Here is a 20649-nt window from a genome sequence, read left to right on the forward strand (position 1 = left end):
AACATGCATAATACTTTCAAAACAGTCGCATCATCAGATATTACAATTTCTGAATTAATGCTTCCATCGCACACAAACTTTAGTGGTAAAATACATGGTGGCTATATCCTTTCTTTACTCGATCAAATTGCCTTTGCTTGCGCATCTAAATTTTCAGGAAATTATTGTGTAACAGCATCAGTAGATACCGTAGATTTTCTAAGACCTATAGAAGTTGGTGAATTAGTCACTATGAAGGCAAGTGTCAATTATGTAGGTAAAAGCTCCATGATTATAGGAATTCGAGTAGAGTCTGAAAACATTCAAACAGGAACTGTTAATCATTGTAATTCTTCTTATTTTACGATGGTTTCTAAAGATAAACATGGAGCAAATGCAAAAGTTCCAGGTCTTATCCTTTCCAATTTAGAGGAAGTGCGTCGTTTTTGTAATTGTTTGAAACAAATCTCCTTAAAAAAGGAAAAAAATCGTCATGAAGAGGTGTTTAATTATAGCTCTATAGAAACATTAGCAAGTTTGGAAAAATACAATGTTCAAATCGAACTAAGCTAATTAACTGATTACAAACACTTAACCGTTTGTAATTATTTTTCTTTTACTTTTCAGAATATTAAAATCAATTTAGTTCCTATTTCTCACCAATTAACCATTTGAATATAGTCTAAATTCGGCTGATTTTTCGTAACTTTAAGTAGAACAATATAGGACAAAACCTATGAAAAAAACGCTACTCTTACTCGCTTTGTTTATAGCAACCAACCTACATGCTCAAGAAAAAATGACTTCTACAAACGGAATCATTTCCTTTGAGGCATCAGTACCTTTTTTTGAAAATGTAGAAGCAAAAAACGAGACCGTAAATTCCTATTTAAACACAAAAAAAGGTCAAGTATCGTTTGTCGTTTATATTAATATGTTCCACTTTCAAAGAAGTTTAATGGAAGAGCATTTTAATGCTAATTATTTAGAAAGTAAAAAATATCCAAAAGCAACCTTTAAAGGTGTAATTGAAAAATTCGAAATAAAAAATATTGATTTTCATACGAATGTATATTACATAAGTGGGAAAATAACTATCCACGGCAAATCAAAAAACATAAGAGTGCCTGCTAAAATCAAAAAACTAGGTAAAGGTTTAGAACTACAATCCAATTTTACAATAAACACAGATGACTTCAATATTGCTATTCCCTATATCGTGAGAAATAAAATTTCTAAAGAAGTTACTATTACACTATATTCTGTTATACAATAATACTGTTAAGGCAAACAAATTTTTATCGTTTCTTCTAAATTTTTATGCTCGAAATAAAAGCCAGTACTTTCTATTTTATCTGAAGAAACCCTTCTACCAGTCAAAACAATCTTAGCCATTTCCCCCATCATTATTTTTAATACAAATGCAGGAATATTAGGCAGCCAAAGAGAGTGACCGCATAGCTTAGCTAAGGTTTTCGAAAAAATAGCATTGGTTGTATCGTCATTGATAGCCGCATTATATGGCCCTTCCATTTTAAGGTTAGTAATAGCTTCTAGATATATTCTACAAAGATCACTAATATGAATCCAAGGCATATATTGTTCCCCTGAGCCTAAAGCGGCACCTAAATTCCATTTAAACAGCGGAATTAACTTATTTAAAAAACCATCATTTTTACCCAATACTAAACCAGTACGAATTTTCACAGTCCGAATCCCTAAATTTCCAACACGATCCGCTGCAGCCTCCCATTTTTTACAGGTAACTCCCAAGAAATCATTTGCCTCAGTTGTTTTTTCAGTACAAATAGCTCTCCCGTTTATCGCTCCATAAATACCAACTGCTGAGGCAGAAACAAATGCTTCGGGTATTTTATTATTCTTTTTTAGAACGGAATAAATCAATTGAATTGATTTTTCCCTACTATCGATAATTTCCTCTTTCCTTTTTTTTGTCCATCTTTTTTCGGCAATGTTTTCTCCAGCAAGATGAATTATATAATCAGCATTAAGAACTGCTTCCTCTTCTATTTTCTGATTTGTAACATCCCAAGTATAATAAAAAATATTGGTTACATTCTCCTTTTTCCCTCTGCTTAAAATAGAAACTGTAAATCCTTTATCGATTAATAAATGGGTCATATGCCGTCCAATAAATCCAGTACCTCCTGATATCAAAACATTTTTTTTCATGGCAGTTCAACTTTAATGATTTTATAATAAAACAAATGTACAAAATAAATTTTTGTTTAACTTTAACAATATTTCATTAAACAATACATATCTTTATACTCTAATTTGAAATTTTCAAAAAAATGGCAACTAAAAAAGCAACACTTAGCAAAGACAAGATAGTTTCTATGTATATGGATTATACATTGGAAAATAATGAAAAGCCAAAATCAGTTTATCAATTTATGAAATTAAATGGATATTCAGAAACTGAATTTTACGCCTTTTTTGGAACTCTAGAAGGAATCGAAAAAGAAATATATGTGTTATTTCTGCAAAAAACGGTTGAACTTTTACACAAAAACAAAGAATACGAAACCTATGATATGAAAAGTAAAATGCTTAGTTTTTATTTTACTTTCTTCGAATTATTAGCTGCTAATCGTTCTTATGTCGTTATGAGTTTGAAAGAACACCAAAATCAGTTAAAAAATTTGATGCAATTATCAGAATTAAGAGTTGCTTTCAAGGAATACGTAACTACAATTATCACTGATGAATATCGTATTAAAAACGAAAAAGCACAGCAATATCAAGAAAAAGCAATTACCGAAGGGTCTTGGATTCAATTATTGATGACGCTAAAATTTTGGTTGGATGATTCCTCTCCTGCTTTTGAAAAGACAGATATTTTCATTGAGAAATCGGTTAAAGCCACTTTTGAATTAATGAATATCAGCCCTATTGAATCACTAATCGATTTTGGAAAATTTATTTTTAAAGAAAAAATACAAACCAAATAAATGAAAACAATTGATTATATCCCAACCTCAAAAATAGAAAGAGCGACGAAACTGGTGCAAACTGGTGCTAAAGTAGGCGTTAACTATTTAAAATATTACGGCGAAAAAATGGTGAATTCCGATTTGACACGTGACAAATTAAATGAAGACAATGCCGAAGACATATATGATGGTTTAAAAAGCCTAAAAGGAAGTGCACTTAAAGTAGCGCAAATGTTAAGTATGGATAAAAGTTTCTTGCCTCAAGCCTATGTAGAGAAATTTTCTTTGTCTCAATTTTCTGTTCCACCACTTTCTGCGCCATTAGTTTTGAAAACATTTAAAACTAATTTCGGAAAAACACCATACGAGATTTTTGATGAGTTTAATTCTACTTCAGTAAATGCGGCGAGTATCGGACAAGTACATTTAGCAGTAAAAGATAATAAAAAACTCGCTGTGAAAATTCAGTATCCTGGAGTAGCCAACAGTATCTCATCGGATTTGGCGTTGGTAAAGCCAATCGCTATAAGAATGTTTAATCTTCAAGGAAAAGACTCCGATAAATACTTTAAGGAAGTAGAAGACAAACTGATTGAAGAAACTAACTATTTGTTAGAACTACAACAAAGTCAAGAAGTAGTTGCAGCTTGTGAAAAAATTGACAATTTAGTTTTTCCAAATTACTACCCAGAGTTTTCATCAGAGAAAATTATTACGATGGATTGGATGACGGGTGTTCATTTATCTGAATTTAAAAATGCGAATCCTGAGATTGCCAATAAGCTAGGACAAGCATTATGGGATTTCTATATGTATCAAATCCACATTCTAAAAAAAGTACATGCTGATCCACATCCTGGAAATTTCTTGGTGAATGATAAAAATCAATTGGTAGCACTTGATTTTGGTTGCATGAAGCAAATACCAAATGAATTTTACATTCCTTATTTTGAATTGATTAACAAAGAAGTAATAGACAACAAAGTACTATTTGAAAAAAAACTATTTGAATTAGAAATATTAAGAACCGATGATTCTAAAGAAGAAATTATGTATTTCACTCAAATGTTTTACGATTTATTATCCCTATTTACTAAACCGTTCCAAACAGAAACTTTCGACTTTTCAGATGAAGAATTTTTTGAAAACATTGCCCAATTAGGAGAACGATTTTCAAAAGATACTAATCTTAGAAAAATGAATGGCAATAGAGGTTCTAAACATTTCATCTATATGAACAGGACTTTCTTTGGCTTGTATAATTTAATGTTTGATCTAAAAGCAACTATTGTAGTCAATCAATATAAAAAATACTAATCGTGAAATTAATTCTAGCAGAAATAGAAATTGATCGAATCATTGAAATGGCATGGGAAGATCGAACCACATTTGAAGCAATTCAAATTCAATTTGGTTTAAAAGAACAAGAAGTGATTGACTTAATGCGACAAGAAATGAAAGCGTCGAGTTTTAAAATGTGGCGTGAACGCGTGCAAGGCAGGAAAACAAAACATGAAAAATTACGTGATTTTCAAGAAGGTCGTTTTAAATGCAACAGACAAAGAAACATTAGCAATAATAAAATTTCAAAAAGATAGATTTAAAAACTTATTTTAAATGAAAAACATACTAATCATTGGTGGCAGCAAAGGCATAGGAAACGCCATTCTTTTACAACAATTAGAACAAAATACTATATATAACATTAGTAGAAGTACTCCTGAAATTTCACACCCAAATTTGATACATTATCCTCTAGATGTTTTAAATGATGCACTACCACAAATAGAAAAAATTGACACAATAATCTACTGCCCTGGTTCCATTAATTTGAAACCAATAGGAAGTTTAAGTATAGAAGATTTTAGAAATGACTTTGAAATTAATGTAATTGGAGCAGTAAAAGTCATTCAAAACTATTTACCTGTTTTAAAAAAGGGAACAAATCCATCCATACTCTTATTTAGTACAGTTGCTGCAAAACTGGGAATGCCATTTCACGCTAGTATTGCAACAGCTAAGGCGGGAGTGGAAGGATTAGTTAAATCGTTGGGAGCTGAGTTGGCATCGGTAGTACGCATCAATGCCATTGCTCCCACGATTACCGAAACATCGCTATCAGCAGGGATTTTACGAAATGACCGAATGAAGGAAAATATGGTAGAACGACACCCTATGAAAGGATACCTAAAACCAAAAGAAGTAGCAGATATGGCAGATTTTCTACTGTCTGAAAAAGCAAAATCTATTTCAGGTCAAGTCTTTGAAATGGATTATGGAATAGTAACTTTTAAAATATAATGACTCCCCTATAAAATAACAATCGCATGATTAAAGAAATGAAAAGTTACGAGAAAAAAGAGCAATATAATATTGAAACAACAAATCTATTAGCAGAAAATTACAAAACAATAATTCATGGTTTAGGAGAAGATGTTACTAGAGAAGGTCTAGAAAAAACACCTGAAAGAGTGGCTAAAGCCATGCAGTTTTTGACTCATGGATACGCAATTGACCCATTAGAAATATTAAAATCGGCATTATTTACTGAAGACCATAGCCAAATGATTGTGGTAAAAAATATCGAAGTCTATTCGATGTGTGAACATCATATGCTCCCTTTTTTTGGTAAAGCCCACGTTGCTTACATTCCAAATGGAAAAATTGTAGGGCTGAGTAAAATTCCTAGAATTGTAGATGCATATGCCCGTAGAATGCAAGTTCAAGAACGATTGACTGACCAAATTAAAGATTGTATTCAAGAAGCATTAGAACCATTAGGTGTTGCGGTAGTCATTGAAGCACAACACATGTGCATGCAAATGCGTGGCATTCAAAAACAAAATTCTTTCACAACTACTTCCTCTTTTACAGGTGCATTTGAAAAAAATAAAACTAGAAAAGAATTTATCAGCTTGATTTCTAATAAATTAAGTTAATTTAAACAAAAACTATGAAAATTCTCTTAACAGGCGCAACAGGTTATATTGGAAAGCGACTATTACCCATTTTAGTAGCACAAGGTCACGATATAATCTGTTGTGTAAGAGATAAAAACAGGTTCTATGTTCCAATTGATTTAACAAAAAACATCGAAGTTATTGAAGTTGATTTTTTAAAAGAAGAAACACTAAACAACATTCCTAATGACATTGATGCGGCCTATTACCTGATTCATTCGATGTCAAGTTCTGCTGATAATTATGATGAGTTAGAACAAGCTTCGGCTGAAAATTTTGTGACTAAAATAAATACCACCCATGCCAAACAAGTGATTTACTTGAGCGGTATTGTAAATGACAAATCACTTTCTAAACATTTATCTTCTAGAAAAAATGTAGAAAATATTCTAAGCTCAGGAACTTTCGCCCTTACCACTTTGCGTGCTGGAATTATCGTTGGTTCTGGAAGTGCCTCGTTCGAAATCATTAGGGATTTAGTCAATAAACTTCCAGTAATGATTACGCCCAAATGGCTTAATACCAAATGCCAACCTATTGCCATCAATGATGTGCTCGATTTTTTATCTAAATCACTGTTAAACCCCGTCACTTACAATCAAAGTTTTGATATAGGTGGTCCCGATATTTTGACTTATAAAGAAATGTTGTTGGCTTTCGCCAAAGCAAAAAAACTAAAACGCTGGATTTTCACCGTCCCAGTAATGACTCCAAAACTCTCCTCCTACTGGCTTTATTTCGTCACCTCAACTTCTTATAAATTAGCGAGCGCTTTAGTGAGTAGCATGAAAGTAGAAGTGATTTGTAGAGATACAAAAATTAACGAACTGCTTCAGGTAAAACCCATGTCCTACGAACAGGCACTTTCACGAGCATTAATAAAAGTTGATGAAGATAAAGTAGCTTCGAGTTGGAAAGATTCCTTAATCAGTGGTCGATTTAATAGTAATATTTCAGAATATCTACAAGTACCCAAAAAAGACTGTTTTATAGACAGACGCAAAATGGAAATTATAAATCGGGCCTATACCATTCACCAAATTTGGTCCATTGGTGGAGAAACAGGATGGTATTACGGAGATTGGTTGTGGGGATTGCGTGGATTTATTGATAAATTGTATGGTGGTGTAGGTTCTAGAAGAGGACGAACTAACAAACACGACATTCATGCTGGCGATGCACTGGATTTTTGGAGGGTTTTGTATGCTAATAAATCAGAAGGGAAATTAATTCTTTTTGCCGAAATGAAACTCCCGGGAGAAGCTTGGCTAGAATTCAAAATAATTGGAACCACCTTGTATCAATCTGCAACGTTTAGACCTAGAGGCATTTGGGGGAAATTATATTGGTATTCTGTTTTGCCTTTTCATGGGTTTATTTTTAAGGGAATGTTAGCGAAGTTAATTCGTTAAATATTTAACATATAAGTCATATAAGCTTTTTAACCATTAAGAAATTAAGTGAAATTAAGCTGAAAAAGCTATATGAAACTTAACTCCATAATGGTTTTAACTTTATTTACAATTCAAAAAACTTATATGACTTATATGTTTAATAAAAATCACTTCAATATTCCTGCCTTATAAGTCGCAATCGCTCTGTCTCTCGCCATAGCATGTTCTACCATAGGCGCTCCGTATCCTAAATCGAATTCAGGAATCCATTTACGAATGTAAATCCCTTTTTCGTCAAACTTTTTCAATTGAATTTCAGGATTGAATACTCTAAAATAAGGTGCAGCATCGCAACCCGTACCAGCTGCCCATTGCCAGTTTCCTACATTAGCAGATAGTTCATAATCCAACAACTTTTCGGCAAAATAAGCTTCGCCCCATTGCCACTGAATTAATAAATGTTTACACAAAAAACTCGCCACCACCATACGAACACGATTGTGCATGTACCCCGTTTCATTCAGCTGACGCATTCCTGCATCCACCATGGGATAACCTGTAGTACCAGTGCACCAGCGTTTGAAATCTTCTTCATTATTACGCCACTGGATACCATCATAAGCCGATTTGAAATTATGATCCATCACTTTTGGGAAACTATAAAGGATTTGCATGAAAAACTCTCGCCAAATGAGTTCACTCAAAAAAACATCATTTTTACGTACAGCCCAATTGACTAATTTTCGAATGCTAATAGTTCCAAAACGCAAATGAGGTGATAAGTAAGAGGTGCTATCTATCGCTGGAAAATCTCGGGTTTCGTGATAATTAGAAATTTGCGTGAGATTGTGTGGCTTTACTTTTATAGTACTTTCTATAAACCCAATTTGTTCCAAAGTTGGAAAATCAAAATTGCTTTTATAAAAATTACAATAGTAAAGGGAAGCATCAAATTCCGTTACTGGAGCGTTTGCTTTGTATTTTTCTAACCATTTATTTTTATAGGGTGTGTAAACCGTATAAGGCAAACCATCGGATTTGGTGATTTCCAATTCTTCAAAAATCACTTGGTCTTTATAGGAATTTGAAGTGGCGTTATTTGCATTTAATAATGCACCAATTGCAAGATCCCGTTTCATAGCATAAGGCTCATAATCTTTATTGAAAAACACTTCTTTGATATCAAATTCTTGAATTAACGATTGCCAAACGGATGCTGTAGCTCCTTTTTTTATCAAAAAGGAACTCCCTGATTCATGGAGTTTTGAATTAATCTTTGCAAGTGATTCGTGAATAAAACATACTCTCGCATCATCATTAGGTAAACTATCTAAAATTGCATCATCAAAAATAAACAATGAAATTACAGGATAATGAGATTGTAACGCATGAAATAAACCTACATTGTCTTCTAAACGCAAGTCCCGACGATACCAAAAAACAGCTACTGATTGCTTGGTCATTATTTTGAATTAAAAAGTTGATCGACCATTTTTACTCGGTGAGCAAAAATTTCGTTTAGTTTTCCTTTTACGACAAGCGTATTCATAATGCGTCCTAAGATTCCTAAAGGCAATCCATAATGGACTACATCAGTCATTTTTACTCCATTTTCGGTAGCTTCAAAAAAATGCTTGTGGTGCCAAAATGCATAAGGTCCAAAACGTTGTTCGTCTATGAAATAGCTATTGTCTTTTACTTTTGTTATTTCGGTTACCCACGCTATTTTAATTCCTGCTAAAGGCGATACTTTATATTGAATGATTTGGCCTGGATACATACTTTTCCCATCGTAATCAGTAATTTGAAAACCCATGGTTTCAGGTGTAATTTTTTGAAGGTTTTTTGGACTGGAAAAAAAAGCCCAACATTCCTCAATACTTGCATTGACATATTGAACCGATTCTTTTTTATAGAGTTTCATAGTAGTAGAGTTTAATAATCTATTCTTGAAGTATCAACAGGGATGCGTGAGATTTGAAATTAAAAGGAGGACAGCCAGTGGCTGTCAGGTATATTCGAAAAAGTTTTTAAATTATTCTTATATGAGTTTAATCAAAAAAACGGGTCACACCCAAATAATTTTACATTTTGTAATATTTGAAAGGGACAAATAACATTCCAAAACACTCCCCTTCTTCTTTTCCCAGATGCTTGTGGTGCACTTTATGGGCTTTTCGCAAACCGATTAGGTATTTGTTTTTGGTGTTTTTGAACCACTTGAAACGTTGATGAATTAAGACATCATGAATCATAAAATAGCAAAATCCGTAGGTAGTGATTCCAAGTGCGATGAAAAATAAATAATTGATTCCCCCCTCGACACCAAAATAAAAAAGAACGATGCTGGGGATGGCAAAAATGACAAAAAAAACATCATTCCGTTCAAATGGATGCGCATATTTAGGCTGGTGATGGTCTTCGTGAAAATACCACATCAAGCCGTGCATGATGTACTTGTGTGTGAGCCAAGTGACGCATTCCATAATGAGAAAAACGCTTATAAAAATTAAAAAAGAAATCATTGTTTTTTTATTTAAAAGTACTAGACTAATTTAAGTTTATAGGTTACAAATGATTGTGCTAGCAGTCCGGCTTTGGTATAATTAGAAACTCGGATTCTTGCACTCCCAATTTCGTGATAAGGTGTTTTTTCCAATTTTTTAAGTAGTTTTTTATAATAAACAAAAGCGGTATACACACCAAATTTAGCTTCAATAGGCAATTTTACAATGCCTTGATACGCTACTTTGAAATCTTCTTCGATTTCTTTGATAATCGCTATTTTAGCTTTTTCATCGAAAGATTTTAAGTCGACACCAGGGAAATAATTACGGTTTAAAACCAAATTATCATCTTTTAAATCTCGCAGGAAATTTACTTTTTGGAAGGCTGAGCCCAATCGCATGGCTTCCCCTTTTAACTGCTCATAACGGACTGCATTTCCTTTTACAAACACTTTGAGACACATCAAACCAACCACATCGGCTGATCCGTAAATATAGTCTTCGTATTCATCCTGCGTTTCATAATCTGATTTTACTAAATCCAGTTTCATACTTTTCAAGAAAGCTTGAATGAGATCATCTGTAATATTATATTCTTTTACTGTATGCTGAAATGAATTTAAAATAGGATTTAAACTGATTCCGGCTTTATACGATTTATAATATTCTTTTTCGAAATCATTAATTAAATCGGCTTTATCAAAACCATGAAAAGAATCTACAATTTCATCAGCAAAGCGCACAAAGCCGTAAATACTATAAATAGCATCTCTGATACTTGGTGACAGCATATATACCGCCAATGAAAATGAAGTACTATAGTTTTTAGTAACTAGCTTACTGCATTTGAAAGAGACATCATCAAATAATTGCTTCATAATAGTATTCTTTAATTTGCTTTTCTATTAACTCAGATACTAATTTTCCGGAAATTAGTGCAGGTGGAACTCCAGGTCCTGGAACAGTTAATTGCCCTGTAAAATAGAGATTGTTTACTTTTTTACTTTTTAATTTTGGTCTTAAAAAAGCCGTTTGCAATAAAGTATTTGCCATTCCGTAGGCATTGCCTTTGTATGAATTGTACTCAGATACAAAATCATTTTTGCAAAAGGATTCCTTAAATATAATATTTTTTTTAATGCTTTGCTGTGTTACGCGTTCAAAACGATCCATAATTTTATCAAAATATTCCTCCCTTAATTCTTCTGTATCTTCTATTCCAGGCGCCAATGGTATCAAGAAAAAACCCGTTTCCATTCCTTCTGGCGCTGCTGTTTTATCAGTCAGCGAAGGGAAATTAGCATAAAACAAAGGTTCTTTAGGCCATTGTGGTTTGTCATAAATATCAGCTGCATGTTGCTTAAAATCTACATCAAAAAATAAAGCATGATGTGAAATGTTTTTTATTTTTTTATTAAAACCCACATAGAACAATAGTGACGAAGGTGCAAAAACTCGACTTTTCCAATATTTTGCTGAATAGGCTCTATGTTCCTTATCTAGTAAAGTTTCGGTATGATGATAATCAGCACCACTTAAAACAATATCTGAATCAATTCGTTTGCCATTGACAACAATTGCTTTTGCCGTTTTATCTTCGACTATAATCTTTTCAATATTAGCATTGGTATGAAAAGTAACCCCTAGTTCAAGTGCTAAACTTTCCATTGCTTTAACCACGTCAAACATTCCTGTTTTGGGATGCCAAGTTCCAAGACCAAAGTCGGCAAAATTCATAAAACTATAAAATGAAGGCGTATCTGACGGTTTAGCTCCTAAGAACAAAACGGGAAATTCAAGAATTTGAATCAGTTTTTCATTTTTGAATTTCTTGCGAATATCTTTACTGATATTACTAAAAAAGGCTCCCACTTTCATTGCCGTCTCCACAGTCACCAATTCAAGTGGTGAAACTCCTGGACGATATACTAAATCTTTGATGGCAATATTATAATTGCTTTGTGCTTCCATCATAAAGTCATCTAAAATTTGGCCACTTCCTTTTTCGATTTTTTCGAAAGTAGTTTCAATTTCGATTAGATTATCTGCTATAGCTATAAAATCATCCACTCCATAATATACGCGATACGCTGGAGAAAGTTTTATGAGCTCGTAATAATCAGAAGTTTTTTTTCCAAAATCGGCAAAAAAACGATCAAAAACATCAGGCATCCAGTACCAACTTGGTCCCATATCAAAGGTAAAACCTTCTTTTTTTAACTGCCTAGCTCTACCTCCTATCGAGGCATTCTTTTCAAAAACGGCAACCTGATGACCCATTTTTGCTAAATAGCAAGAAGCAGACAATGCAGCGAAACCCGAACCTATAATTGTAATTTTCTTTTTCATTTGTTTAGCAAATATACAAAATGTTTAAACAAAATATTAAATTTTATCTACTAAATCTGAAATAGAATTAAAAACAACAACTTTATCATCACGCTTTTCCATATGGATAAATTCTGCTAGTCGACCAATATACCAAAGTGACGTATTCTCGTCAAGTAACTGAGTTATCATTTCGTCAACATATTCATTAACTATGTTACGCTCTGGTTGTACAGTGAAATAAGATAAAAAGACTATTGATTCAAAATGTTTTTTGAGGTCCTTCAAGTTTTCTATTGGCATACTCTCACCAAGATAGATTGCTTTATAACCCTGTAGTACTATTTCATAGTTGATATACATTAAACCTAATTCATGTATTTCATTCATTGGAAGAGATAAGACAAAAACCTTATCCGTTTTAGAAGGTTTTTGCGTTTGCACTTTTTCAATATTTATAACTAATTTTTGTTTTATTAAATAGCTGATAAAATGCTCATGTGCAGGAGAAATAGTATCTGTTTGCCATAACAAACCCAGTTCATTCATAAGGGGAATAAATACTTGATGGAAAACTTCTTTAAATGACTTCTCGGCTATTAACCAATTGTATGTATTAAAAAAAAGCTCTTGATCGAAATTCATCATTGCCATTTTAAAAGCACTGATTGCATGATTTTTAGCATTTTTAGAAGAAGTTATTTCGCGTACAAGTGATGGGATTTTTTCTTCAGAATAAGCCGCGATTTTAGAAATTTTATAGCCGTGATCATGTAACAAAGTAATATTTAATAGCTTTTGCAAACTAGCTAAATCATACAATCTAATATTAGTATCCGTACGCATTGGCTGTAAAACGTTATACCTCTTTTCCCAAATGCGAATTGTATGCGCTTTAATACCTGAAAGATTTTCTAAATCTTTTATACTAAAAACATTTTTTACATTGTTTATCATTTATTGAAATTTAATAAACAAATATAGCTTAAAAAATTAAATAAATAAGAAAAACAATTATTCCATATCAACCAATTGAAATGCATTCAACTTTTCTAAATTCAAAACTGTTTTAGAATTATCGATACTTCTAAAATACATAGACTCGAACTTAGCACCATAAACTACTTCATCAAAAGTATATGAAGTACGGATGGCAACTGTATTACTAAACATATCATCAAAAGTTTTAATATAAACCAAAATTTCACCACGCAAATTGGCATAATCTTCTTTCGTAAAATTATAGAGTGGACTATCTTCAGTAATAGGGTGAACCAAGGTCCAGCTTAAATTTAGTGCACTTATTTTTTGCAGTTCAAGATCAAGAGAATAAAATCGATTTACCATTTTCCCATTCTCCTCAATATTCATTCCCAATGTAATTTGAGCTTCGGCATCACTAAAATTAGTATTTTTAAAAGGAGTTAACCGTATCATTAAACCTTTGATATCATCATACGGAGCGATAACTGCATTATGCGAAAATTTAAGAAAAGCAGTTGGTCTACTAAATCTACCGAAGAACAATCCCGTCGCAATAGCAAAACTCAACAAGCCAATAAGCGCTTCGGCTGCAGAAAGTGCACTAGTTAAGAAACCAGTAGGACTTATATGGCCATAACCAACAGTCGTAAAGGTTTGCGCACTAAAGAAATAAGCTTTCCCAAATTGTTCCCACTTATTATCTGATAAAGCAATTCCGTCAAGGTGTTCAACACCAATTCCATAATAAATGGCCGCAAAAACAAAATTAATACTGATATAGAAGGACAAAATAATAGCCATGAATTTCCACGCTGACATTTCTATCATAGTATGATACCAACTGATGCGATGCAAAGCATGCATACCTCGTTTCTCAATGTTTGCCGAACCATTTTTATTTACAAAACGTCCTCCATAGCTACTTGCATTAGTACCAAAACCAGTATTTTGCTTTGCTTTAGCTCTCATATTAATTCTTTCTAATAACGCCATTTACTTGTAATTCTTTGAAAGTAAATTTAAACAAAAAATACAAGTACAATAAACCTATTGCATATTTAAAACAGTGCTTCTTTTTTTTAGCTAACTTTGATACTAGACTGTTTTTATAATCTAAGAATAGTGTTAAAAATGAAACTATTTTATTAGACAAAAAAAACGTTTTACAGCCTCCTTTTATTAATTTATGACAATGGTATAAATAAGAACTGACGCTATGAAAACAGCAGTACCAAATAGTTTTTGGCAATTTGACACTACATATTGGTATGATAAATTAAACAGTTCCCCTAACGGCTTGCCCCAAAATTTAGCAGAGCAAGTGTCTCTTCAAGCGGGACATAATATAAAAAAAGAATCAGTATTTAGTAAGGATTTCTTTCTATTGACAGGACAATTTAAAAGTCCGCTAATGCTATTACTAATTGGAGCGGTTATTTTATCAGCCTTTCTAGGTGATACCTCAGATGTTTTTATAATCCTATTTATTGTATTATCTACTGGTTTATTGAGTTTTTTCCAGGAAAGAAATGCAGGACGTATTGTCGATAAATTACAATCTTTAATTGCTTTAAAATGCAGCGTAATCCGAGACGGAATCGTACAAGACATTTTTAGCTCCACTATTGTCCCAGGAGATATTATTATTTTAAAAGCTGGAGATATGCTACCTGCAGATTGTTTAATTATTGAAGCAAATGAATTACACACTAATGAAGCTAGCCTTACTGGAGAATCCTATCCTACCGCAAAAGAAATAGGGGTTCTTGATGAAAACACTGAAATTGCTAAAAGAACAAATTCGCTATGGGAAGGAACCAGTATTGTAAGTGGCACTGCTAAGGCATTAGTAATCAACACGGGATCCAACACCATCTTTGGCACGATCACTAAAAATGCCAACACCACCGTTGAGACCAAATTTGAAAAAGGAATCAAAGATTTTGGTTTTTTTCTAATGAAAATTACGCTGGTATTGTCTCTTTTTATTTTAATAGTTAATTTATTGTATCATAAAAACGTGATAGAGTCCGCCTTATTTGCTTTGGCTTTAGCCGTAGGAATGGCCCCTGAATTACTACCTGCAATTACCACAATCGCTATGAGTGCAGGCGCACAAAGAATGTTGTCTAAAAAAGTTATAGTAAAAAAGCTCACTTCAATTCAAAATTTAGGAGAAGTAAATTTATTATGTACAGACAAAACAGGAACCATCACTGAAGGTACTATTAAAGTAGTAGGAACAGTAGATAGTCTAGGAAATGAATGTGAATTTGTGAAAGAAATTGGGTATTGGAATGCCACTTTTGAAACAGGATATTCAAATCCCATGGATGATGCCTTAAAAGAATTAATAATCGATTCAAAAATTACTCCCATAAAAACTGGGGAAATTCCCTATGATTTCATCCGTAAACGATTAAGTATAGCAATAATTACTAAGAATGACACTTTATTAATTAGTAAAGGAGCCTTTAACCAAATTATTTCCATTTGCTCCACTATGCGTTTACCAAACGGCAATATTGAAAATCTAGAACAACATAAAGCTGAAATAGAAAAAAACTTTGAACAATATGGTATCAATGGATTGAGAGCTATTGGTATTTGCTATAAAAACATAGAGGCAAGTACAATTACAAAAGAAGATGAAACTGCTATGGTATTTGCAGGATTCATTTTACTGGAAGATCCTATAAAAGAAGGGATAACTGAGGCAATTGAAAAATTAAAAAAACTACAGGTTAATCTAAAAATTATTTCAGGGGATAATAAAAATGTATCTAAATCTACAGCACTAAAGATTGGTATAAAAAATCCTGTAATAATCACCGGACAAGAGCTATATAAAATAAGTCCCGAGGCCTTAAAACAATTAGTAAAAAAAACACACATTTTTGCCGAAGTAGAACCACAACAAAAAGAACGAATTATTCAAGCTTTAAGAAAGACGTATACTGTAGCGTATATGGGCGACGGCATCAATGATGTATCAGCAATTAATGTTGCCGATGTTGGGATTTCTGTAGAGAATGCAGTGGATGTAGCACGAGAGGCAGCAGACTTTGTACTAATGGAAAAAGATTTAACCGTAATTATAGATGGTATTAAGGAAGGTAGAAAAACTTTTGCTAATACTTTAAAATACATTTTCATAAATACGGGTTCCACTTTTGGAAATATGTTTAGTGTAGCAATCGCTTCCCTTTTATTGCCGTTCCTCCCCATGTTGCCCAAACAGATTTTGCTAACAAACTTTATTACTGATTTTCCGTACCTAACTATTGCATCTGACAATGTAGACCCAGAGCAATTAAGAAAACCCGGTAAATGGAATCTCAAATTTATAAGAAACTACATGATTATTTTTGGGATACATAGCTCCATCTTTGATGTAATTACTTTTCTTATTCTTTTTTATATTCTAAAAGTAAAAGAATCCGCTTTTCAAACTGCGTGGTTTATCGAGTCCATACTCACAGAGTTGTTTATTTTATTTATCATTCGAACTCATAAAAACTTTTTTAAAAGTAAACCTGGAAAATACCTTTTCATACTTAGTGTCTTAGGATTACTAATAACGATTGCTTTACCCTACATTCCCTTCGCTGATAAAATTGGACTATCGCCACTTCCTTTATTTAATTTAGTACTCATGCTTCTAATTGTGGCGACTTATATCATTACAGCCGATCTATTAAAAGTTTGGTTTTTCAAAAAGTACAGAAATTAATTACTATAATTTATTTTAATAGTAGGTTCCCTCCAAAAAAAACATTTTTTTTAAAAATAAAAAATAATTTCTTCTTTTCAAAAACAAAATAGCGCGATTTATTTCTTTAAACAGCTGAAAATCAGTATATTTATATAGATTGAATTTAGTATTCTAATAATTTAGTATATGTTTAAAGATCGATTAGAAGCTGCATTAATGCTAAAAGATAAATTAAAAAAATACAGTCATAGCAATGCTATTGTTTTGGCTGTACCAAGGGGTGGTGTGCCTATAGGTTATGCAATTGCTAAAAAACTACAACTTCCTTTAGACATCATACTTTCAAAAAAGATAGGGCATCCTAACAACAAGGAATTTGCTATAGGCGCGATAGCATTAGACTCTGTGATTATAGATGATCAAATAAGTGTTTCTGACAGTTATATTCATAATGAAACTATACGATTACGCCAATTACTAGCGGAAAAATACAAGCTATATAGAGGCAATAACAAACCCCTTGATATTAACAGAAAAAATGTAATTCTAGTTGATGATGGAATTGCTACAGGAAATACACTCCTAGCCAGTATTGCCATGTTGCGAAAAAAGAAGCCTTCTAAAATAATTGTTGCTGTTCCCGTTTTACCTTATGATACAATACCCATTTTTGAACAATATGCTGATGAATTAGTTTACATACTAGCCCCTCACAACTTTAGAGCTGTAGGTGAATTTTATCAAGAATTTAATCCAGTCAAAGACGAAGAAGTAATACAAATGCTACAGGTTACCGCCCCAAATCAATAAAGAATCAAGACCTACTAATTATTCATTTTAAAATTTAAAATCATGAAGAAATTAGAAATAAATATCCCTTTGACTTCAGTGACACTGAAAGGGGATTTAGTCATTCCTGAAAATGCAATTGGAATTGTTGTCTTTTCTCATGGAAGCGGTAGTAGCCGATTGAGTCCTAGAAACAGAATGGTTGCGGAACTACTACAAAAGCAAAATATAGGAACTTTATTATTTGATTTACTTACCTTAGAAGAAGACGAAGTGTATCGAAATAGGTTCAATATTGATTTACTGGCGGGTCGCTTGATTGAAACCACAGAATGGCTTATGACCTATTCTTATGTAAAAAACATGCCTATCGGTTATTTTGGTGCCAGTACAGGAGCTGCATCTGCATTACGAGCGGCCGCTTATTTTGGAAATCTAATACAATCTGTAGTATCTCGAGGTGGCCGACCAGATTTAGCTTTGGGAGTACTACATCAAGTAACAGCACCCACCTTATTAATTGTAGGCGGTATGGATGTGCCTGTAATTGAAATGAATAAAATTGCTTTTGATGAATTGGAAGCTATAAAAGAAATGAAAATAGTTCCTGGTGCCAGTCATCTTTTTGCAGAACCCGAAAAACTAATAGAAGTAGCCAATTTAGCTGCCGTTTGGTACAAAAAACATTTAGTCAAAAATAAAGAACTAGCAACATAAAATCAATCAAAAAACACATTAGATAAAATCCCAACATTGGGATTTTTTTTGTCCCTAAATAGCAACTCATTTGCAGTACTCCCCAATAAATTTAATTATATTTGAGAATACAAATATTTGAAAATGCCTATTAAAAAAATCATAGAAGATTATCCTTATATTGCTTATAGCAAACCCATTTTAGAAGATAAAGCAATACTAGAACGCGCTAAATCTTTTTACGAATTCATGGATACAAGACGCTCAGTTAGAGGATTTTCAAATTTTCCTGTAGCTCGTGAAGTAATCGAAACCATAATCAAAACTGTTTCCACTGCTCCATCTGGTGCACACAAACAGCCTTGGACTTTTTGTGTAGTCGAAAATCCTGAAATTAAAAAACAAATACGCATCGCTGCCGAAGAGGAAGAACTTCAAAGTTATGAATCTCGAATGTCAAGCGAATGGCTTGACGATTTGAAACCTTTAGGAACCGATTGGCATAAACCCTTTTTAGAAACTGCTCCCTATATCATTATTGTTTTTAGACGCATTTATGAATTTGACGATGAAGGAAAAAAGAAAAATAATTATTACGTACAGGAAAGTGTAGGCTTAGCTTGCGGTTTTTTATTGGCCGCTATCCATGATGCTGGTTTAGTTTCTTTAACACACACACCAAGCCCCATGAATTTCATCACCAAAATCCTAAATCGCCCCGAAAACGAAAAACCTTTTTTATTAATTCCAGTGGGTTATCCTGCAGAGGAATGTTGGGTTCCAGATATAAAAAGAAAAGAATTGGAAGATATTTGTGTTTTTTATTAAAAAAAAACTTTAGTAAATTTTCGAAAAAAAATCACAAGAAATAATAAATAACCAAACATCAAACGGAATTAAAAATGAATGTTAGTTCGAAATTCAGACAAATGTATTGGGCACGAGTTACTATTGGACTTATAGTTGGAATCACCATGTCGATAAAGTTTTTGCAAATGTCAATAATGGAAAACGGAAGATTTAATTTTGAATATGCTCCTTTTTGGATTGGAATACTAATTAGTATTATATTGATTATTCAAATTATTTCAATTCTTACTTTACAAACGATACATGTTTATAATGATAAAATTGTAATCAAATATTTATTCTTTACTACTAGTAAAACATTACTTTATGATGCCATTTTAAATATTGAAAGAATTAAAATCCAACAAAAGGTCGAAAGTGGACTGGTAAGCGACGGTTATCATTTAAGTGCTATACATTTAACTAATGGCGAACAAGAAATTATTTCGCCCGATATATTTGAAAATTATACTGAAATTATTTATGCAATTCGCTCGAATTTAGATCAATATAAATAGCTCAATTTAGAAATTGCATTTAAAACAGCTTATAAATTTTTCTCAATACTAATAATAATAATAATAATAATAATAATAATAATAAACCAATATATATATGGCCTCAGGATTTTTTGCCCTTTTAGATGATATTGCAGCACTTATGGATGACGTCGCTTTGATGAGTAAAGTTGCTACCAAAAAAACAGCGGGAATATTAGGCGATGATTTAGCTGTTAATGCAGAGAAGGCATCAGGCTTTGTTTCTTCAAGAGAAATCCCTGTTTTATGGGCCATCACAAAAGGATCTTTATTGAATAAGTTAATCATTTTGCCTTTTGCCTTTTTATTAAGTGCTTTTGCTCCTATTGTAATTACTGTTATTCTACTATTAGGTGCATTTTATTTAGCCTACGAAGGTGTAGAAAAAATATACGAATACGTTGTTCCTCATAATCAAACGGAAAACAAAATTGAAACACAACCGCTAACCCAAGAGGAAATCCTCATTCTTGAAAAAGACAAAATAAAATCAGCTATTGTAACTGATTTCATATTATCAATAGAAATCGTGATAATTGCTTTAGGAACCGTTATGGGCAAACCTATTTTAGGACAAATTATTGTAGTTACCTTCATTTCGTTCCTAGCAACCGTAGGCGTTTACGGAATTGTTACTCTTATAGTTCGAATGGACGATGCAGGAGTTGCCATAAGAAAAAGAGAAAGTACTATCGCGCAATTATTAGGGGATCTATTAATTCAAGGGTTACCAAAAGTCATCAAAACATTAGCATTTGTAGGCACAATCGCCTTACTATTAGTAGCTGGTGGAATATTTGCACATAAAATCGAACCCTTACATCATTTTCTAAATGGTGTTCCTGATTTTGTAAAAGAATTTATCGTGGGCTTACTAGCGGGTATTGTTGCTTTGGCTCTCGTTTTAATTTTTAAAAAAATATTTAAAAAGAAATAAAAATAATTATACTCT

Annotated in this window: 22 protein-coding genes; 14 read left to right on the forward strand and 8 right to left on the reverse strand. The window is 32.6% G+C overall.

Annotated elements, in window-relative coordinates; translation table 11 throughout:
- The first annotated feature begins 3 nt into the window (after window positions 1-3).
- Both AB3G39_RS14435 and AB3G39_RS14440 read left to right on the forward strand, forming a co-directional pair.
- The gene (locus tag AB3G39_RS14435) at window positions 4-552 is read left to right on the forward strand and encodes an acyl-CoA thioesterase (RefSeq protein ID WP_367757715.1); all 549 of its coding nucleotides are present in this window, start codon (window positions 4-6) and stop codon (window positions 550-552) included.
- Window positions 553-715: 163 nt separating this feature from the next.
- Window positions 716-1255, forward strand: a complete 540-nt coding sequence (locus tag AB3G39_RS14440; RefSeq protein WP_367774011.1) for a YceI family protein — start codon at window positions 716-718, stop codon at window positions 1253-1255.
- 5 nt (window positions 1256-1260) lie between these two features.
- Here AB3G39_RS14440 and AB3G39_RS14445 read toward each other — a convergent pair whose 3' ends face one another.
- Window positions 1261-2172: a TIGR01777 family oxidoreductase gene (locus tag AB3G39_RS14445; RefSeq protein WP_367774009.1), complete on the reverse strand. Its 912-nt coding sequence runs from the start codon at window positions 2170-2172 to the stop codon at window positions 1261-1263.
- Window positions 2173-2294: 122 nt separating this feature from the next.
- On the opposite strand from AB3G39_RS14445, the gene AB3G39_RS14450 reads away from it, so the two are divergent.
- Genes AB3G39_RS14450 through AB3G39_RS14475 form a run of 6 tightly spaced genes read left to right on the forward strand, consistent with a single transcriptional unit; the run spans window position 2295 to window position 7308 of the window.
- A complete protein-coding gene (locus AB3G39_RS14450; protein WP_367774006.1) occupies window positions 2295-2954 on the forward strand; it encodes a TetR family transcriptional regulator C-terminal domain-containing protein in 660 nt (219 codons plus the stop codon).
- Window positions 2955-4253, forward strand: coding sequence for an ABC1 kinase family protein (locus tag AB3G39_RS14455; RefSeq protein ID WP_369765530.1), 1299 nt, complete (start codon window positions 2955-2957; stop codon window positions 4251-4253).
- Window positions 4254-4255: 2 nt separating this feature from the next.
- The gene (locus AB3G39_RS14460; RefSeq protein ID WP_369753313.1) at window positions 4256-4534 is read left to right on the forward strand and encodes a TIGR03643 family protein; all 279 of its coding nucleotides are present in this window, start codon (window positions 4256-4258) and stop codon (window positions 4532-4534) included.
- 19 nt (window positions 4535-4553) lie between these two features.
- Entirely contained in the window at window positions 4554-5237 is a 684-nt protein-coding gene (locus AB3G39_RS14465) for an SDR family NAD(P)-dependent oxidoreductase (protein WP_369765531.1), read from the forward strand.
- Window positions 5238-5263: 26 nt separating this feature from the next.
- Window positions 5264-5875: a GTP cyclohydrolase I FolE gene (folE, locus tag AB3G39_RS14470; protein WP_369765532.1), complete on the forward strand. Its 612-nt coding sequence runs from the start codon at window positions 5264-5266 to the stop codon at window positions 5873-5875.
- A gap of 14 nt (window positions 5876-5889) precedes the next feature.
- The gene (locus AB3G39_RS14475; RefSeq protein ID WP_369765533.1) at window positions 5890-7308 is read left to right on the forward strand and encodes an SDR family oxidoreductase; all 1419 of its coding nucleotides are present in this window, start codon (window positions 5890-5892) and stop codon (window positions 7306-7308) included.
- Between the two features lie 149 nt (window positions 7309-7457).
- Here the strand turns inward: AB3G39_RS14475 and AB3G39_RS14480 are convergent, their stop codons facing one another.
- The 7 genes from AB3G39_RS14480 to AB3G39_RS14510 form a co-directional block, all read right to left on the reverse strand.
- Window positions 7458-8753, reverse strand: coding sequence for a deoxyribodipyrimidine photo-lyase (locus AB3G39_RS14480; RefSeq protein WP_369765534.1), 1296 nt, complete (start codon window positions 8751-8753; stop codon window positions 7458-7460).
- Complete coding sequence (locus tag AB3G39_RS14485; RefSeq protein ID WP_369753311.1) at window positions 8753-9214, reverse strand: SRPBCC family protein; 462 nt, start codon at window positions 9212-9214, stop codon at window positions 8753-8755. The genes AB3G39_RS14480 and AB3G39_RS14485 overlap by 1 nt, the downstream gene beginning before the upstream one ends.
- Before the next feature lie 160 nt (window positions 9215-9374).
- Complete coding sequence (locus tag AB3G39_RS14490) at window positions 9375-9815, reverse strand: carotene hydroxylase (protein ID WP_369753310.1); 441 nt, start codon at window positions 9813-9815, stop codon at window positions 9375-9377.
- A gap of 20 nt (window positions 9816-9835) precedes the next feature.
- Window positions 9836-10675, reverse strand: a complete 840-nt coding sequence (locus tag AB3G39_RS14495) for a phytoene/squalene synthase family protein (protein WP_369753309.1) — start codon at window positions 10673-10675, stop codon at window positions 9836-9838.
- Window positions 10659-12146: a phytoene desaturase family protein gene (locus tag AB3G39_RS14500; protein ID WP_369753308.1), complete on the reverse strand. Its 1488-nt coding sequence runs from the start codon at window positions 12144-12146 to the stop codon at window positions 10659-10661. Before AB3G39_RS14500 ends, AB3G39_RS14495 begins: the two co-directional genes overlap by 17 nt.
- A 36-nt stretch (window positions 12147-12182) precedes the next feature.
- Entirely contained in the window at window positions 12183-13082 is a 900-nt protein-coding gene (locus tag AB3G39_RS14505; RefSeq protein ID WP_367773975.1) for a MerR family transcriptional regulator, read from the reverse strand.
- A 57-nt stretch (window positions 13083-13139) separates the two neighbouring features.
- Entirely contained in the window at window positions 13140-14102 is a 963-nt protein-coding gene (locus AB3G39_RS14510; protein WP_367757686.1) for an ion channel, read from the reverse strand.
- 223 nt (window positions 14103-14325) lie between these two features.
- On the opposite strand from AB3G39_RS14510, the gene mgtA reads away from it, so the two are divergent.
- The 6 genes from mgtA (at window position 14326) to AB3G39_RS14540 (ending at window position 20634) form a co-directional block, all read left to right on the forward strand.
- Complete coding sequence (gene mgtA, locus AB3G39_RS14515) at window positions 14326-16842, forward strand: magnesium-translocating P-type ATPase (protein ID WP_369765535.1); 2517 nt, start codon at window positions 14326-14328, stop codon at window positions 16840-16842.
- A gap of 168 nt (window positions 16843-17010) precedes the next feature.
- Window positions 17011-17634 carry a phosphoribosyltransferase gene (locus tag AB3G39_RS14520; protein ID WP_367773969.1) on the forward strand — a complete coding sequence of 208 codons (624 nt, stop codon included), beginning with the start codon at window positions 17011-17013 and terminating at the stop codon, window positions 17632-17634.
- A 42-nt stretch (window positions 17635-17676) separates the two neighbouring features.
- Window positions 17677-18330 carry a dienelactone hydrolase family protein gene (locus tag AB3G39_RS14525; protein WP_367773967.1) on the forward strand — a complete coding sequence of 218 codons (654 nt, stop codon included), beginning with the start codon at window positions 17677-17679 and terminating at the stop codon, window positions 18328-18330.
- 123 nt (window positions 18331-18453) lie between these two features.
- On the forward strand, window positions 18454-19137 hold the full coding sequence (locus AB3G39_RS14530; protein WP_369765536.1) for a nitroreductase family protein: 684 nt from the start codon (window positions 18454-18456) through the stop codon (window positions 19135-19137).
- Window positions 19138-19211: 74 nt separating this feature from the next.
- Window positions 19212-19676 (forward strand): hypothetical protein, encoded by a 465-nt coding sequence (locus AB3G39_RS14535; RefSeq protein ID WP_367773962.1) that lies wholly within the window; start codon window positions 19212-19214, stop codon window positions 19674-19676.
- A gap of 97 nt (window positions 19677-19773) precedes the next feature.
- Complete coding sequence (locus AB3G39_RS14540) at window positions 19774-20634, forward strand: DUF808 domain-containing protein (RefSeq protein ID WP_367773960.1); 861 nt, start codon at window positions 19774-19776, stop codon at window positions 20632-20634.
- Window positions 20635-20649 lie beyond the last annotated feature (15 nt).

The organism is Flavobacterium sp. WC2416, from assembly GCF_041200095.1.
Taxonomy (GTDB): Bacteria; Bacteroidota; Bacteroidia; order Flavobacteriales; family Flavobacteriaceae; genus Flavobacterium.

Bases quoted from the DNA above. Each gene is read 5' to 3' on its own strand.
- AB3G39_RS14435 (WP_367757715.1), top strand. From the start codon at position 4: ATGCATAATACTTTCAAAACAGTCGCATCATCAGATATTACAATTTCT.
- AB3G39_RS14445 (WP_367774009.1), bottom strand. From the start codon at position 2,172: ATGAAAAAAAATGTTTTGATATCAGGAGGTACTGGATTTATTGGACGG.
- AB3G39_RS14500 (WP_369753308.1), bottom strand. From the start codon at position 12,146: ATGAAAAAGAAAATTACAATTATAGGTTCGGGTTTCGCTGCATTGTCT.
- AB3G39_RS14450 (WP_367774006.1), top strand. From the start codon at position 2,295: ATGGCAACTAAAAAAGCAACACTTAGCAAAGACAAGATAGTTTCTATG.
- AB3G39_RS14530 (WP_369765536.1), top strand. From the start codon at position 18,454: ATGCCTATTAAAAAAATCATAGAAGATTATCCTTATATTGCTTATAGC.
- AB3G39_RS14520 (WP_367773969.1), top strand. From the start codon at position 17,011: ATGTTTAAAGATCGATTAGAAGCTGCATTAATGCTAAAAGATAAATTA.
- AB3G39_RS14440 (WP_367774011.1), top strand. From the start codon at position 716: ATGAAAAAAACGCTACTCTTACTCGCTTTGTTTATAGCAACCAACCTA.
- AB3G39_RS14490 (WP_369753310.1), bottom strand. From the start codon at position 9,815: ATGATTTCTTTTTTAATTTTTATAAGCGTTTTTCTCATTATGGAATGC.
- AB3G39_RS14525 (WP_367773967.1), top strand. From the start codon at position 17,677: ATGAAGAAATTAGAAATAAATATCCCTTTGACTTCAGTGACACTGAAA.
- AB3G39_RS14540 (WP_367773960.1), top strand. From the start codon at position 19,774: ATGGCCTCAGGATTTTTTGCCCTTTTAGATGATATTGCAGCACTTATG.
- AB3G39_RS14505 (WP_367773975.1), bottom strand. From the start codon at position 13,082: ATGATAAACAATGTAAAAAATGTTTTTAGTATAAAAGATTTAGAAAAT.
- AB3G39_RS14480 (WP_369765534.1), bottom strand. From the start codon at position 8,753: ATGACCAAGCAATCAGTAGCTGTTTTTTGGTATCGTCGGGACTTGCGT.
- AB3G39_RS14465 (WP_369765531.1), top strand. From the start codon at position 4,554: ATGAAAAACATACTAATCATTGGTGGCAGCAAAGGCATAGGAAACGCC.
- AB3G39_RS14485 (WP_369753311.1), bottom strand. From the start codon at position 9,214: ATGAAACTCTATAAAAAAGAATCGGTTCAATATGTCAATGCAAGTATT.
- AB3G39_RS14475 (WP_369765533.1), top strand. From the start codon at position 5,890: ATGAAAATTCTCTTAACAGGCGCAACAGGTTATATTGGAAAGCGACTA.
- mgtA (WP_369765535.1), top strand. From the start codon at position 14,326: ATGAAAACAGCAGTACCAAATAGTTTTTGGCAATTTGACACTACATAT.
- AB3G39_RS14535 (WP_367773962.1), top strand. From the start codon at position 19,212: ATGAATGTTAGTTCGAAATTCAGACAAATGTATTGGGCACGAGTTACT.
- AB3G39_RS14510 (WP_367757686.1), bottom strand. From the start codon at position 14,102: ATGGCGTTATTAGAAAGAATTAATATGAGAGCTAAAGCAAAGCAAAAT.
- folE (WP_369765532.1), top strand. From the start codon at position 5,264: ATGATTAAAGAAATGAAAAGTTACGAGAAAAAAGAGCAATATAATATT.
- AB3G39_RS14455 (WP_369765530.1), top strand. From the start codon at position 2,955: ATGAAAACAATTGATTATATCCCAACCTCAAAAATAGAAAGAGCGACG.
- AB3G39_RS14495 (WP_369753309.1), bottom strand. From the start codon at position 10,675: ATGAAGCAATTATTTGATGATGTCTCTTTCAAATGCAGTAAGCTAGTT.